This window comes from Anaeromyxobacter sp. SG66 (genome assembly GCF_022690805.1).
GTDB classification, from domain to species: Bacteria; Myxococcota; Myxococcia; order Myxococcales; family Anaeromyxobacteraceae; genus Anaeromyxobacter; species Anaeromyxobacter soli.
Window position 1 is genome coordinate 1 of record NZ_JALCZC010000110.1, and the last position, 13,954, is coordinate 13,954.

Genomic DNA, 13,954 nt, shown 5'->3' on the forward strand with positions numbered 1-13,954 from the left:
CAGGTGCTCGACACGGCCGCGCGGCTCGAGCGCGAGATGCGCGCGCCCCCGCCGGTGCCGGCCGCCGTCGCGGCGGCTCCGGCCGCCTCGCCTGCGCCGTCGGCCGCGGCGGCCGTCGCGTCCGCGCTCGTGCTCGTGCGCGACGACGGCACCGAGGTGCCGGTCGCGAAGGATCGCTTCGTCATCGGCCGGGGACGGCACTGCGACCTCGTCGTGGACAGCGCGAAGGTGTCCCGCGAGCACGTCGCCATCGTGCGCGAGGGGCCGGGCTGGCTCATCGAGGACCTCGGCTCGTCGAACGGCACGTGGTTCCGGCGCGAGCGGATCGCCCGCCGGCGCATCGAGGACGGCGACGAGTACTTCGTGTGCGCCGAGCGGCTGCGCTGCGCGCTGCGGTGAGGCGTCCCTCGCGCGGGCCCTGGGCCGCGACGTTTCCGCCGCACCGCCTCGCGACTCGCGGGCGCGCCGCGTTTTCCCGCTGCCCGCGCCGGCGCGTGGGACTATCGTTCCGTCCCGCATGCCCACCCTGACGCTCATCGACGGCTCGGGCTTCGTCTTCCGCGCCTATCACGCGATCCCGCACCTCTCGACCACCCGCGGGACGCCGACCAACGCGGTCTACGGCTTCACGACGATGCTCCTCAAGGCGCTCCGCGAGCACGCGCCGACGCACGTCGCGCTCGTCATGGACGCGGGGCGCAAGAGCTTCCGGAACGAGATCGACCCCACCTACAAGGCGAACCGCCCCGAGGCGCCAGACGATCTGCGCGCGCAGTTCCCCCTCGTGCGGGAGGTGGCGGACGCCCTCGCCGTGCCGCGCATCGAGGAGGGAGGCGTGGAGGCGGACGACGTCATCGCCACGCTGGCGTGCCGCGCGCGCGAGCAGGGCTACGAGGTCGTGGTGGTCACGGGCGACAAGGACTTCGCGCAGCTCGTGGACGAGAAGCTCTCGCTCTACGACCCGATGGCCGAGGCGAGCGGCCGGGGCGGGTGGACCGGGCCCGCGGAGGTCGAGAAGAAGCTCGGGGTCCGGCCGGACCAGGTCGTCGAGTACATGGCGATCCTGGGCGACAAGATCGACAACGTGCCGGGGATCGCGGGCATCGGCGAGGTGACCGCGGCGGCGCTGGTGCGCCGCTTCGGCACCGTCGAGGAGATGCTGCGCCGGCCCGACGAGATCCCGGCGGCGGTCGCGCGCGGCGGCGAGAAGGTGAAGGATAAGATCGTCGCGAACGCGGCGCGCATCCGGATGAACCGGGAGCTCGTGGCGCTGCGCTGCGACCTCACCCTCCCGCTCGCGCCCGAGGCGCTCGGGCGGAGACGTCCGGACGACTCGCGCGTGCGCGCGCTCTTCTCCGAGCTCGAGTTCTCCCGGCTCCTGAAGGACCTGCCCGCGCCCCCGCCGACGCCGCGCACGGAGCGCGCGGAGCTCGTCCTCGACGCGGCGGCGCTCGCGGACGCCGTCGCGGCGCTCACGGCCGCCCCCGCCGTGGGGCTCCGGCCCGTGCTCGCGGGGCCGGCCCCGCGCACGGATCCGGTGGTGGGCCTCGCGCTGGCGGGAGGCGGCAGGGCGTTCTACGTGCCGCTGCGCCACCGCTACCTCGGGGCGCCCGCGCAGCTCGGCGTGGAGGACGTGCGCGCCGCGCTGCGGCCGCTCCTGGAGGGCGACGCGCCGAAGCACACGCACGACCGCAAGGCGGTGCAGCACGCGCTCGCGGGGCTCGGGCTCACGCTCGCGGGGCCGGGGATGGACACCGAGCTCGCGAGCCGGCTGCTCCTCCCCACCCGGCGCGAGCACGCCCTCGCCGACGTCGCACGCGAGCGGATCGGCTGCGAGCTGCCGCGCGATCCGAGCGGCGGCGACGCCGCCCGCAAGAGCGAGCGGGTCGCGGTCGAGGGGATCGAGGTGGAGCGCGCCGGCGCGTGGGCCGCGCAGTGCGCCGCCTCGCTGCTCGACCTGGTCCCGGCGCTCGAGCGCGCGCTCGAGGAGGAGAAGGTCCTGCCCCTCTACCGGGACGTGGAGCGGCCGCTCGTGCCCGTGCTCTGGGAGATGGAGCGGGCGGGCATCCTCGTCGACCGCGGCGCCATGGAGGGCATGAGCGCCGAGTTCGGGCGCTCCATGCAGGACCTCGAGACCCGCATCCACGCGTCCGCCGGTCACCCCTTCAACATCGCGTCCACCCGCGAGCTCTCGCAGGTGCTCTTCACCGAGCTCGGCCTCCCCGTGCTGAAGCGGCTCAAGACCGGCCCGTCCACCGACCAGGACGTCCTCGAGAAGCTGGCCGAGCAGCACGAGCTGCCGCGGCTCGTGCTCGAGCACCGGGGGCTCTCGAAGCTCAAGGGCACCTACGTCGACGCGCTCCCTCAGCTCGTCGACCCGGCGGACAGCCGCATCCACACGACCTTCCACCAGGCAGGCGCGGCGACCGGGCGCCTCTCCTCGTCCGATCCGAATTTGCAGAACATCCCGGTGCGCACCGAGCTGTCGCGCCGCATCCGCGCGGCGTTCGTCGCCCCGGAGGGCGCCCGGCTCCTCTCGGCCGACTACTCCCAGATCGAGCTCAGGATCCTCGCGCACTACTCGCACGATCCCGCGCTCCTCGAGGCGTTCCGCGCCCGCGACGACGTTCACACGCGCACCGCCGCGGAGACGTTCGGCGTCGCGCCCGCCATGGTCACGTCGGACATGCGCCGCATCGCGAAGGTGCTGAACTTCGGGATCGCCTACGGCCTCTCCGCCTTCGGGCTCTCGCAGCGGCTCGACCTGCCGGGCGCGGAGGCGCAGGCGATCATCGACCGGTACTTCACGCGCTACGCCGGCGTGCGGCGCTGGGTCGAGAAGGCGGTGGAGGACGCGCGTGCGACGGGGGAGTCGCGCACGCTGTTCGGGCGCGTCCGCGCCATGCCTGAGATCGCGGCGCGGAACCCCGCGCTCCGCAACGCCGCGGAGCGCACGGCGATCAACACGCCGATCCAGGGCACGGCCGCGGACATCGTGAAGATCGCGATGATCCGCGTGCACGACGCGCTCGCGAGCGAGGGGCGCCGGGCCCGGCTGCTCCTCCAGGTCCACGACGAGCTCGTGCTCGAGGTCCCCGAAGGCGAGCTCGCGCCGGTCGAGGCGCTCGTCCGGCGCGAGATGTCCGGCGCGGCGGCGCTCGAGGTGCCGCTCGAGGTGGAGGTGGGGGTGGGGGGGAGCTGGGCGGAGGCGCACTGATTACGGCGCACGATCCCTGCCTGCTGGGGCTACGGCGCACGATGCCTGCCTGCGCCGGGCGGACTCGTCGCTCCGCTGCTCGGCGTACGGAAGCGGTCTCATTCATCACAACGGCAGGTACTCGCCGGACGAGCGGTGGGTGTTTCGACCGCGGTTTCAGTGCGCGTGCCGGATTTGGGCATCGACGGGGTCGGCGCACGCGCTCGTGCTCGACCCCGATGAACGCGGGGAGGCGGCGGAGCAGGCGAACGTCTCGTCGTGTCGGGCCGGGCGCGGCGACGGCATGATTTCGCGCGTGGTGCGTGCGGCCTTCTCGAAGGCGCCTCCGCAGCCGCACCGGAGCACGGGCTGGAGCGTCACGGACGGTCGGCCGTCTTCACCCATGGTGATAACTATCGCCAGCGGTAGTGCCGCCCGATGTCGCGGCATTCTCGCGAAGAGGCAGGGCGTCCCAGGTGCGGTGGGTGAAACATTTCCCGTTGACGCCTTCTCGCCTCGAGCGCGCTCCGGCATCGGAGCCGGCGCGGAAGGGCCGCTCTCGCGCACGCGCCTCGCGCGTGTCACGCGCGGAGACCGCGGAAAGGCATCGACGAGGGCGCAGCGGATAGCGCCGCGGGCAGGTGCTCACCCAGGAGAACGTGGACGACATCCTCGCTCGCGCCGCCTTCCGGACGCGGGCCGAGGTCGAGCACCTCGTCGTCTCCGTCCAGGCCCGCACCGCTCCGCGCGCAGGCGTCCGCAAGCTGGCCGAGCGCGCGCCCGCCGCAGCGAGCGCAGCGCTACCGCTCCCGGCGTCCGATGCAGGCGCCGAGGCGGCGCCAGTGGCCGGCCCTGCTGAACCGACCCTCGGCCCGGACCCCATCGCCGACTCGCGGCCTGCGCTCCCGCCCACCGTCGCGCAGCCGAAGCGAAGGGCCGAGACGCTCGCCGTCTCGGAGACGCACTGGTCGCTTCGGGTCACCCTCGACCGCGCCTGCAAGGAGGACCTCGAGACGCTCCGGTCACTCCTGTCGCACAAGGTTCCGGACGGCGACCTCGCGGCGGTGCTCCACGAGGCGATCCGCTGCGCCATCGAGAAGCACGGCAAGCGCAAGGGCGCTGCCGCGCCGGAGCGGAAGACGAAGGACGCGAAGGAAGGTTCGAAGGAGTGCGCGAAGGAGGGCTCCGAGGAAGGCTCGAACAGGGGCGCGAAGCAGGTCGCGGCGAAGCCGCCGGGGGCGAGGCCCACGATCCCGGCGATAGTTCGCCGCGCCGTGTGGAAGCGCGACGGCGGGCGCTGCGCCTGGGTCGGTCCGGACGGCTGCGGCTGTAACAGCCGTTGGAAGCTCGAGCTCGACCACATCCGACCCGTCGCCCTCGGGGGACTGTCGACGATCGACAATCTTCGGCTCGCCTGCCGAGCCCACAATCTTCTCCACGCAGAGAACACCTTCGGGCGCGAGCACATGGATCACTTCCGCCGCGACGCGAGCGCCGGGCCGACGCCGCTCTCTGGCGCTGGCGTGGCACCTCTGCGTCCCGTCATGCAGCTGGGGATGTGGGCGCCGTGACGCTGCGGCCGCCAGCGGAGTTGGCCGACCTCCGGCGAACCGGGTTGGGTTCACATGGCCGCGCGGCTAGAGCGACGACTCGCCGCTCGGTGCTACCCGGCTTCCGAACCTTTACGCCCCATCGGGTGACGCTCACCGCTCTGCGCCCGCAGTGCTCCGCGCGGAGCCTTCCCGGTGCGCGCGTGCCAACCCCGTCGTTGCCCAGCCGGAGCGTGCGATTCCCCGCTCGTCCGACCGAAGCCGCTCCCCCCCCTCCGGTCAGCAGCCGAAGATGTGACGGATCCTCAAACGCAAGCAGTACGCCTGCGCGGCTGCGCTCCTCGTGCGCCCGGCTCGGCGACGGGCTCGTGCGCCTGCGAGTGGCCGTGCTCGGTGGTGCTGGCTCTACGGTAAACGACCCCGCCTGCGACGGGCTCGTGCCCCTGCGTTCTGCTCGACTACGCGAGGATGAGAGCGAGCGGGCCCGGAGCGCTCTGAACGTCCGCTACTCGTCCGCGGCCTTCCGGCGCGAGGGGATGTACTGGACGGTCTCCTCGCGGGCAGGCTCGCGGAACGCCTCGATGAGCTTCAGGTGGCTCTCGGCGAGGGTCCGCACGTTCGCCTCGAACTGGACGCGCTGGCGCTTCAGCTCGTTGATGTCGTCGACGATGCGGAGGAAGCGCTGGTGCGCGCCCTGGACGATCTTCTCGGCCTGGAGCTCGGCGTCCGAGATCGTGATCTCCGCCTCCTTGCGGGCGGACTCGCGGATCTCCTCGGAGGCCCGCTGGGCCGTCACGAGCGTCTCCTGGAGCGCGCGCTCGCGGCTCCTGAACTCCGCGATCTCCTCGGCCTTGCGGCGGTCCTCCTCGCGCAGCGCGAGGTTCTCCTTCACGAGCGACTCGAACTCGGTCGCCACGAGGGCGAGGAACGCCTCGACCTCCTCGGGGGAGGAGCCGCGGAACACCTTGGAGAACTGCTTCTGAGTGATGTCGAGGGGCGTGATCTTCATTGGGGGCGCGCTCCGGTGGGTCATGATACCGACCCATCCGCGGCTGTCCATTTCGCCCGGCCCACCTCGGCCCACAGGTTGGCCGGCGCGGTTCCCCGTCCGGTCGCTATGATCCCTGCCCGTCGAGGCTCCCACGATGGACTCGTCCGCCGGCCAGATCCTGCTCGCTGCGGTGACGCTCGCCGCGGCGGCGGTCGCGGTGGCGCTCGGCGTCGCGCTCCGGCGGGTCTCCAGGGCGAGGAGCACCCTCGAGCGCGAGGGCGGGACGCTGCGCCGGGAGGCGGAGACGGCCCGTCGCGAGCTGGACGCCGAGCGGCAGCGCGCGAGCGAAGAGCGAGCGCGGCTCGAGGCGAGGGAGCGAGGTGCGCGCGCGGAGGCGGAGCGTTCGGATCGCGCGAAGGACGAGTTCGTCTCCACCGTCTCGCACGAGCTGCGCACGCCCCTCAACGCCGTGCTCGGCTGGGCGCGGCTCCTCCGGCTCGGCAAGCTCGACGCGACCGCGGCCGCGCGCGGGATCGAGACCATCGAGCGGAGCGCCCAGGCGCAGGCGCAGATCGTGGACGACCTGCTCGACGCGTCGCGCATCGTGCGGGGCCAGCTGCGGCTCGACGTGCGTCCCGTCGAGCTCGTGCCGGTCATCGAGGCGGCGCTCGAGGCCGTCCGTCCTGCCGCGGCGGCGCGGAGCATCTCGATCGCGGCGGTGCTCGTGCCGCGCGCCGGGCCGGTGGCGGGCGATCCGGGGCGGCTGCAGCAGGTCGTCTGGAACCTGCTCTCGAACGCCATCAAGTTCACGCCGCCCGGCGGTCGCGTGGAGATCCGGCTCGCGCGCGAGGGGGACGAGGTGACCATCCACGTGCGCGACACGGGCGCGGGGCTCGACCCGGCGTTCCTGCCGCACCTCTTCGAGCGGTTCCGCCAGGCGGACTCGTCCTCGACGCGCGCCCACGGGGGGCTCGGCCTCGGCCTCGCGCTGGTGCGGCACCTCGTGGAGGCGCACGGCGGCTCCGTCTCCGCGTCGAGCGACGGCCCGGGGCGGGGCGCGACGTTCGCCGTGCGGCTGCCCATCTCGCCTCAGCGGCCCCGGCGAACGTCGGAGACGGCTCCGGCGCCGCCGACCGGGCCGCGCGAGCTTCGGCCGCTCGCGGGGCTCGAGCGCGTGCGGGTGCTCGTCGTCGACGACGATCCCGACACCCTCGACGTGGTCCGTCAGGTGCTGGAGGCGGCCGGCGCCCTCGTGACCGCGGCGGCGTCCGCGCGCGAGGCGCTCGCGGCGCTCTCCGCGCGCCCTCCCGACGTGCTCCTGTCGGATCTCGGCATGCCCGGGGAGGACGGGTACGCGCTCATCCGCAAGATCCGCAGCCTCGAGGCGACGCGCGGCGGGCGCGTCCCCGCGGCCGCGCTCACCGCCTACACCCAGGCGGAGGATCGGACGGAGGCGCTGCTCGCGGGCTTCCAGGTCTACCTCGCGAAGCCGGTGGAGCCCGCGGAGCTGACCGCGGCGGTCGCCCGGCTCGCGGGGCGGATGAACTGATCCCCTCTCGCCGGTGCGCAGCGCGCGCGGCGGCCGCCCGGCGCGCCCCTTATGTTATCTTCCGCGCCGCGTCATGCCGTTCTCCGAGCTCATCGCGCAGGATCGCGCCGTGTCCTCGCTGCGATCCGCCCTGCGGCGCGGCGCGCTCCACCACGCGTACCTGTTCGGTGGTCCGGAGGGCGTCGGGAAGGCGACGGCGGCCCGGCTCCTCGCGCAGGCCGCGAACTGCGAGGCCCCGGCGCCAGAGGGCGGGAGCCGCGACGACGCCTGCGGCACGTGCGGGCCGTGCCGGAAGATCGCGCGCGGCGTCCACCCGGACGTGCTCGTGCTCCACGAGGAGCGCGTGATGGCCAAGGCCGGGAGGTGGGATCCGAAGGGCGGCCGCGCGCCCTCCAAGGACATCGTCGTGGACCAGGTGCGGGACGTGGTGGACCGCCGCCTCGCCCTGAAGCGCTTCGAGGGGCGCCGCCGGTTCGTCGTCCTCGATCCCGCCGACGCGATGAACCCTCAGGCCCAGAACGCGCTCCTCAAGACGCTCGAGGAGCCGCCCGACGACACGACGCTCGTGCTCGTGGCGTCGAGCCCCGACGCGCTCCTGCCCACAATCCGCTCGCGCTGCCTGCGCGTGCCGTTCGCGCCGCTGCCGGCGGCGGCGGTCGCGGCGCGGCTCGAGGCGGAGGGCCGGCCTGCCGGGGAGGCGCGGCTCGCGGCCGCGCTCGCGGGGGGCTCGCTGGCGCGCGCCCTCGCGCTCGACGCGGAGACGCTCGCCGCCGAGCGGGACGCGGTGCTGGCCGCCGCCGCCCTCGATCCCGCCGACGCAGGCGCCTGGCTCGCCTTCGCGCGCGAGCACGGCGACGACCGCGAGAGCGCGGCCGAGCTGTGCGCGCTCCTCGCGGTCTGGCTGCGGGACGTCCTGGCGGCGCGCGCCGGAGCCGCCGAGCTCGCCCTCGGGGATCTCGCCGAGGCCACCCGGCGCGCCGCCGCGGCGCTCTCGCCCGCGGAGATCGTCCGGCGACGCGAGGAGGTCCAGAAGACCGCCGCCGCCCTGCGCCAGAACGCGTCGGCGACCCTCGCACTCGAGCGCATGCTCATCGCGTGGTTCCATGGCCGGGGGTAGGGGGACGGCGCCGCGCGGCGCGGCGGGCGCCACGCTCGAGACCTGCCTCGCGGACGTCCGCGGCGGGGCGCCGCGTCCCGTCTACCTGCTCGACGGCGACGCGTTCCTCGCGCTGCGCGCGGCGCGCGAGCTCGCCTCGGCGCTCGTCCCGGAGGCGCAGCGCGCGCTGAACCTCGTCGAGCTCGACCCCGCCACCTCGCCCGCCGAGGTCGCGGCCGAGCTGTCCACCGGCGGCCTCTTCGGCGGCGGCAAGGTCGTGCTCCTCCACGAGCCGGCGTTCCTCACCTCGAAGGAGGACGCGGAGGACGCGTTCCGGCGCGCGAAGGACCAGTGGGCGAAGGGCGCCCAGCGCGACGCGGCGCGGCGGCTGCTCGCGCTCGCCGCGAAGGCGGGCTGGTCCTCGAAGGACCTCGCGCCGGACCGGGGGATCGACCACGCCGCGCTCGCGGCGGATCTCGGCGTGCCGGAAGGCGCTTACGACGCGGCGTTCGTGGAGGGGGCGGCGCGGTTCGCGGCGGAGCGCGAGCTCAAGGTCTCGAAGGACGACGCGTCCGCGCTCGACGCCGCGCTCGAGCGGGGCTTCGCCCGCGGCCACGTCCTCGTCGTCGCCGCCGGCAAGGTGGACGGGCGGCTCCCGCTCGTGAAGCGGCTCGCCGCGGCCGGGCGCCGGGTCACGATCCAGCTGGAGAAGGAGGGCACGTGGGACGCGCAGCGGCTCGTCCTCGGCCCCGTGCTCGAGTCGCTCCTCGCGGGGACCGGCAAGCGCGTCGACCGCGCCGGCGAGGCCCGGCTCGCGGCGCTCGTCGGCGAGGACGCGCGCACGCTCGCCTCCGAGGTCGCGAAGCTCGCCGCCTACGTCGGCGACCGGAAGGTCATCGGCGCGGAGGACGTCGACGCGGTGGTGACCCGCGTCGCCTCGGATCCCTTCTTCGCGCTCGGCAACGCCGTCGAGGCCCGCGACCTCCCGCAGGCGCTGGGCGTGCTCGAGCGCGCGATCGCGGACGGCGGGAGCCCGTTCATGCTGCTCGGCTCGCTCGCGAGCACCGTCCGGCGGATGATCGTCGAGCGGGAGCGCGCGCGCCGCGCGGTGGGCGACCGGCGCATCGGCTCGGCGCGGGAGTGGGAGGCCGAGGTCTTCCCGCTCGTCCCCGAGGACGAGGCGAAGGGCAAGAAGCCCTACGGGTTCTGGATGAAGTACCAGGCGGCGCTGCGCTTCTCGCGGGCCGAGCTGCTCGACGGCCTCGCCGCGCTCGCGGAGGCGGACGTCGCCATGAAGAGCGGGCAGGACGGGCGGATCCGCCTCGAGCGCGTCCTCCTCGGCCTGCTCGCCAGCGGACACATCGAAAGGAGCCACCCTTGAGCCAGCGTCTCCTCGTGACGAGCGCGCTCCCTTACGCGAACGGGTCGATCCACCTCGGCCACCTCGTCGAGTACATCCAGACCGACGTCTACGTGCGGTTCCGGCGGGCGTGCGGCGACCACGTCACCTACGTCTGCGCGGCCGACTCCCACGGCACGCCCATCGAGCTGAACGCCGCGAAGGCCGGGATGACGCCGAAGGCGTTCGTCGAGAAGTACCGCGCCGAGCAGCACCAGGACTTCGCCCGGTTCGGGGTCGAGTTCTCGACGTATTACACGACGGACTCGCCCGAGAACGCGCGCTGGGCGTACCGCGTCTACGACGCCCTCAAGGCGAAGGGGCTCATCTACAAGCGCTCGATCGAGCAGCTCTACTGCGAGACCGACCGGCGCTTCCTGCCCGACCGCTTCGTGAAGGGCACCTGCCCGAAGTGCGGCGCGAAGGACCAGTACGGGGACGTCTGCGAGGTCTGCGGAACGACCTACGACCCCCGCGACCTCATCGACCCGCGCTGCGCGATCTGCGGCAGCACGCCCGTCGTGCGCTCGTCGGACCACGCCTACGTGGATCTGAAGAAGGCCCAGGGGATCATCCGCGCGTGGGTGGAGGAGGAGGGGCACCTCGAGCCGGGGGTGCGGGAGCAGGTGAAGGGCTGGCTCGCCGACCTTCAGGACTGGTGCATCACGCGCGACGCGCCTTACTTCGGGTTCCCGGTGAAGGATCCGGAGTTCGCCGGCAAGTTCCTGTACGTCTGGGTGGACGCCCCCATCGGCTACCTCTCCTCGGCGGAGCACTACTTCACGGAGGAGGCGCCGGAGGGCGAGCGGCTCACCGCGGCCGAGTTCGAGCGCCGCTACCTCGCCGAGGGCGCGGACGCGCGCCTCGAGCACTTCATCGGCAAGGACATCCTGCGCTTCCATGCGGTGTTCTGGCCGGCGATGCTCTGGGCGGCCGGCCTGAAGCGGCCGGACCGGATGCCGGTGCACGGGCACCTCACCGTGAACGGCGAGAAGATGTCGAAGACCCGCGGGAGCTTCATCACCGGACGCACCTACCTCGACTCGGGCCTCGACCCCGAGCTGCTCCGCTACTTCTACGCGGCGAACCTCGGGCCGAGCGTGCAGGACCTCGACCTCGCGCTCGACGAGTTCCGCAACCGCGTCAACGCCGACCTCGCGAACAACGTCGCGAACCTCGCCTCGCGCGTCGCGGCGCTCGTCCCCCGCGCGGGGGCGCCGCTCGCGGAGGCCCCGGAGCCGGCGCTCGTCGAGGTGACGCGCACGGCCCTCGCGCAGGCGCGCGCCGCGTACGGCGCGCTGGAGTACCGCGAGGTGGTCCGCGCGGCGAACCAGGTGGCGGACCGCTGCAACAAGCGGCTCCAGGAGGCGAAGCCCTGGGAGGATCCGGCCTCGGCGGCGAGCCGGGCGCTCCTGTACTCCTGCGCCAAGGCGCTCCGCGGCATCGCCACGATCCTCTGGCCGGTGATGCCGCGCTTCTGCGACGGCCTCGCCGCGGCGTTCGGGCAGGAGCGGCCGGCGCGCTGGGACGAGGGCTTCGATGCCTTCGCCGGCGGCCCCGTCGCCGTCGCCGCGAAGCCCCCCCAGATCGCGCGCCTCGACGCGAAGCAGGTGGAGAAGCTCATCGTGGTGCCGCCCGAGGCGAAGGCGCCGCCTCCCAAGGTGGCCAAGGCGACGAGTCCCGCGGAGACCGCCACCAAGGCGAGCGCGAAGCCGGCGCCGCCTCCGCCCCCGGGCGTCATCCAGTACGACGACTTCGCCAGGCTCGAGCTCCGCGTGGCCCTCGTGCGCGCTGCCGAGAAGGTCCAGGGGGCGGACAAGCTCCTGAAGCTCACCGTCGAGGCCGGCGATCCCGAGCCGCGCACCATCGTCGCCGGCATCGCGCAGGCGTACCCGGATCCCGGCGCGCTCGTCGGCAGGCGGATCGTCGTCGTCGCGAACCTGGCGCCGCGCCCGCTGCGCGGCATCACCTCGCAGGGCATGCTCCTCGCCGCGGGCGAGCCGCCGAACCTGTCGGTGGTGACGGTCGCCGACTCGATCGCGCCCGGGACGCGCGTGAAGTAGGGCGGGGGCGACGCGCGGCCGGGGAGGGCAGGGGAGACGGATCGCATGGGGCTCATCGACTCTCACGCCCACCTCGACTACGAGGACTACGCCCAGGACCTCGACGGCGTCGTCGCGCGGGCGCGCGCCGCCGGGCTCGAGCGCGTCGTCTGCGTGGGGCTGTGGCGCAAGCCTGGAGACTTCGGCAACGCGCTCGAGCTCGCGACCCGCGATCCCGGCTTCTTCAGCGCGACGATCGGCGTCCACCCGCACGAGGCCGCGCGCGTCCCGGAGGAGGACTGGGCGACCGCGGCCCGGCTCGCGGCGGACGCACGCGTCGTCGCGGTCGGGGAGACCGGCCTCGACTACCACTACGACCACTCGCCCCGCGAGGATCAGCGCGCGGGGTTCCGCCGCTCGATCCGCATGGCGCGCGCCGCGGCGAAGCCGCTCGTCGTCCACGTGCGCGAGGCGGACGCGGACTGCGCGGCGATCCTCCGCGAGGAAGGGGTGCCGGCCGCGGGCGGGGTCATCCACTGCTTCACCGGCGACGTGTCCGCCGCGCGCGCCTACCTCGACCTCGGCCTCCTCATCTCGGTCGCCGGGGTCGTGACGTTCAAGACGGCGGACGCGATCCGCGAGGCCGTGAGGATCGTCCCGCGCGACCGGCTCCTCGTCGAGACCGACAGCCCGTTCCTCGCGCCGGTGCCCTTCCGCGGGAAGCGCAACGAGCCCGCCTACGTGGTGAAGACCGCGGAGAAGGTGGCGGAGCTGTGGGGCGCGACGCTCGACGAGGTCGCGGCCGCGACGACGGCGAACGTGCGGCGCCTGTTCCGGATCTGACCGGGGGCTGCGCCCCCCGCCCCGCCGAGCGAAGCTCCGCGCGCACGTGCGCCCCGGCGGACTCGCTTTGCTCGCCTGTTCGCGAATTGATCGTTGAGGCTACCCGCCCCAGCTGCCCCACTCGTCCGCGACGTCGCCCGGCTCCCCGGGCCGGTTCCGCTCGCGCCACTCCTGGAGCTCCCAGCCCCGGCGCTGGGCGAACGCGCGGAACGGCGCCTTGGGGTTCACGACCACCGGGTTCCCCACCGCCTCGAACAGCGGCACGTCGGCGATGGAGTCGGAGTAGAGCCAGCTGCGCGACGGGTCGAGGTCCCACTTCTCGAGCACCGCCTCCACGGCCGCGCGCTTGCCCTCGCGGAACACGACCGGCGGGACGATCTGGTCCGTCACCTTGCCGTCCACCACGCGCGTGCGGGTCCCGATCGCCGCGTGGACGCGCAGGTGCCGGCCGATCTCGTCCACCACGTACTGCGGCGACCCGGACGCGATGAGGACGAAGTGGCCGGACAGCAGGTGCCGGCGGATGTGGCGCATCGCGCCGGAGGTGATGCGCCTGCGCAGGTGGCGCTCGAAGCAGGCGTGCGCGTGGGCGCGGAGGTCGTCGGCGTAGAGGCCCTGCTGGCAGCGCGAGCCGACCTCGACCATGTCCTGCTCGGTCAGCCGGTGGCGGGCGTACTCGTAGATGATGCGCGGGATCCGCGCGCGCATCTCCGGCCGCATCACCTTCTGGTTGTACAGGTACCAGGTGAAGATCGTGCCGGCGTTCCCGTCGAGGAGCGAGTCGTCGACGTCGAAGATCGCCGCCGTGCGGCCGAACGGAACCATCAGGGAGCCCCCGCGCGCCCGGTCGTCGGGCGCACGGGGGCGATTGTACGCGCGTCAGGGCGCTTACGTGCCCTGCTTCGGCTCGGCCGCGGGGGCGTCGGCCGGGGCGGCAGACGCCTGCTCGGGTGCGGAGTCCACCGGCGCGGTCTCCGGAGCGGCCTCCACGGGAGCGGAGGCCGGCGTGGCCGGCTCCTCGGCGTGAGGAGGCGCCTCCGCCTTGCCGGTGTCCTCGAGCTTGGCAGCGAGCGCGGCGAACGGGTTGTGCGTCAGGTTCTTCTTCTCGGGCGGGCGATGCGGCCCCTTGTCGCCGGGGAGCCGCGGCCCCGTGTAGCCCCGCTTCTTGTCGCCGAAGCCGCCGGGCCCGCGGTGCTCGCCGGGGCCGCCGCGGTGCTCGCGCGGGCCGCGCTCGGGGCGCGCCTCGCGCACGGCGCCCTCGGGCCGCGCCTGTGCCTCCGCCGTACGC

The 13,954-nt window shown here is 74.1% G+C and carries 9 protein-coding genes and 2 pseudogenes; 8 read left to right on the forward strand and 3 right to left on the reverse strand.

The features are described 5' to 3' along the window. The 3 genes and pseudogenes from MNZ39_RS20200 to MNZ39_RS20210 form a co-directional block, all read left to right on the forward strand. Nucleotides 1-399: FHA domain-containing protein (locus MNZ39_RS20200; RefSeq protein ID WP_242340890.1), on the forward strand; the 399-nt coding region annotated here is incomplete at its 5' end. A gap of 118 nt (nt 400-517) precedes the next feature. After that, complete coding sequence (gene polA / locus MNZ39_RS20205; protein ID WP_242340891.1) at nt 518-3,217, forward strand: DNA polymerase I; 2,700 nt, start codon at nt 518-520, stop codon at nt 3,215-3,217. A gap of 614 nt (nt 3,218-3,831) precedes the next feature. Further along, a pseudogene (locus MNZ39_RS20210) lies at nt 3,832-4,767 on the forward strand (HNH endonuclease); the annotation flags it as partial. 484 nt (nt 4,768-5,251) lie between these two features. Here the strand turns inward: MNZ39_RS20210 and MNZ39_RS20215 are convergent. Next, entirely contained in the window at nt 5,252-5,755 is a 504-nt protein-coding gene (locus MNZ39_RS20215; protein ID WP_242340893.1) for a DivIVA domain-containing protein, read from the reverse strand. Between the two features lie 136 nt (nt 5,756-5,891). Here MNZ39_RS20215 and MNZ39_RS20220 point away from each other — a divergent pair, with 136 nt between their 5' ends. From MNZ39_RS20220 to MNZ39_RS20240, 5 genes are all read left to right on the forward strand, one after another. Next, nucleotides 5,892-7,286, forward strand: coding sequence for an ATP-binding protein (locus MNZ39_RS20220; protein ID WP_242340894.1), 1,395 nt, complete (start codon nt 5,892-5,894; stop codon nt 7,284-7,286). A gap of 73 nt (nt 7,287-7,359) precedes the next feature. After that, nucleotides 7,360-8,403: a DNA polymerase III subunit delta' gene (gene holB, locus MNZ39_RS20225; protein WP_242340895.1), complete on the forward strand. Its 1,044-nt coding sequence runs from the start codon at nt 7,360-7,362 to the stop codon at nt 8,401-8,403. Then, complete coding sequence (locus MNZ39_RS20230) at nt 8,390-9,763, forward strand: DNA polymerase III subunit delta (protein ID WP_242340896.1); 1,374 nt, start codon at nt 8,390-8,392, stop codon at nt 9,761-9,763. The genes holB and MNZ39_RS20230 overlap by 14 nt, the downstream gene beginning before the upstream one ends. Beyond that, nucleotides 9,760-11,844 carry a methionine--tRNA ligase gene (gene metG / locus MNZ39_RS20235; protein ID WP_242340897.1) on the forward strand — a complete coding sequence of 695 codons (2,085 nt, stop codon included), beginning with the start codon at nt 9,760-9,762 and terminating at the stop codon, nt 11,842-11,844. Before MNZ39_RS20230 ends, metG begins: the two co-directional genes overlap by 4 nt. Before the next feature lie 45 nt (nt 11,845-11,889). Next, on the forward strand, nt 11,890-12,666 hold the full coding sequence (locus MNZ39_RS20240) for a TatD family hydrolase (protein ID WP_242340898.1): 777 nt from the start codon (nt 11,890-11,892) through the stop codon (nt 12,664-12,666). A 99-nt stretch (nt 12,667-12,765) separates the two neighbouring features. Here the strand turns inward: MNZ39_RS20240 and MNZ39_RS20245 are convergent, their stop codons facing one another. Further along, nucleotides 12,766-13,491, reverse strand: coding sequence for an HAD family phosphatase (locus MNZ39_RS20245; RefSeq protein ID WP_242340899.1), 726 nt, complete (start codon nt 13,489-13,491; stop codon nt 12,766-12,768). 63 nt (nt 13,492-13,554) lie between these two features. Next, nucleotides 13,555-13,954, reverse strand: a pseudogene (locus MNZ39_RS20250) (phosphohydrolase); the annotation flags it as partial.

Bases quoted from the DNA above. Each gene is read 5' to 3' on its own strand.
- holB (WP_242340895.1), top strand. From the start codon at position 7,360: ATGCCGTTCTCCGAGCTCATCGCGCAGGATCGCGCCGTGTCCTCGCTG.
- MNZ39_RS20220 (WP_242340894.1), top strand. From the start codon at position 5,892: ATGGACTCGTCCGCCGGCCAGATCCTGCTCGCTGCGGTGACGCTCGCC.
- MNZ39_RS20230 (WP_242340896.1), top strand. From the start codon at position 8,390: ATGGCCGGGGGTAGGGGGACGGCGCCGCGCGGCGCGGCGGGCGCCACG.
- MNZ39_RS20215 (WP_242340893.1), bottom strand. From the start codon at position 5,755: ATGAAGATCACGCCCCTCGACATCACTCAGAAGCAGTTCTCCAAGGTG.
- MNZ39_RS20240 (WP_242340898.1), top strand. From the start codon at position 11,890: ATGGGGCTCATCGACTCTCACGCCCACCTCGACTACGAGGACTACGCC.
- MNZ39_RS20245 (WP_242340899.1), bottom strand. From the start codon at position 13,491: ATGGTTCCGTTCGGCCGCACGGCGGCGATCTTCGACGTCGACGACTCG.
- polA (WP_242340891.1), top strand. From the start codon at position 518: ATGCCCACCCTGACGCTCATCGACGGCTCGGGCTTCGTCTTCCGCGCC.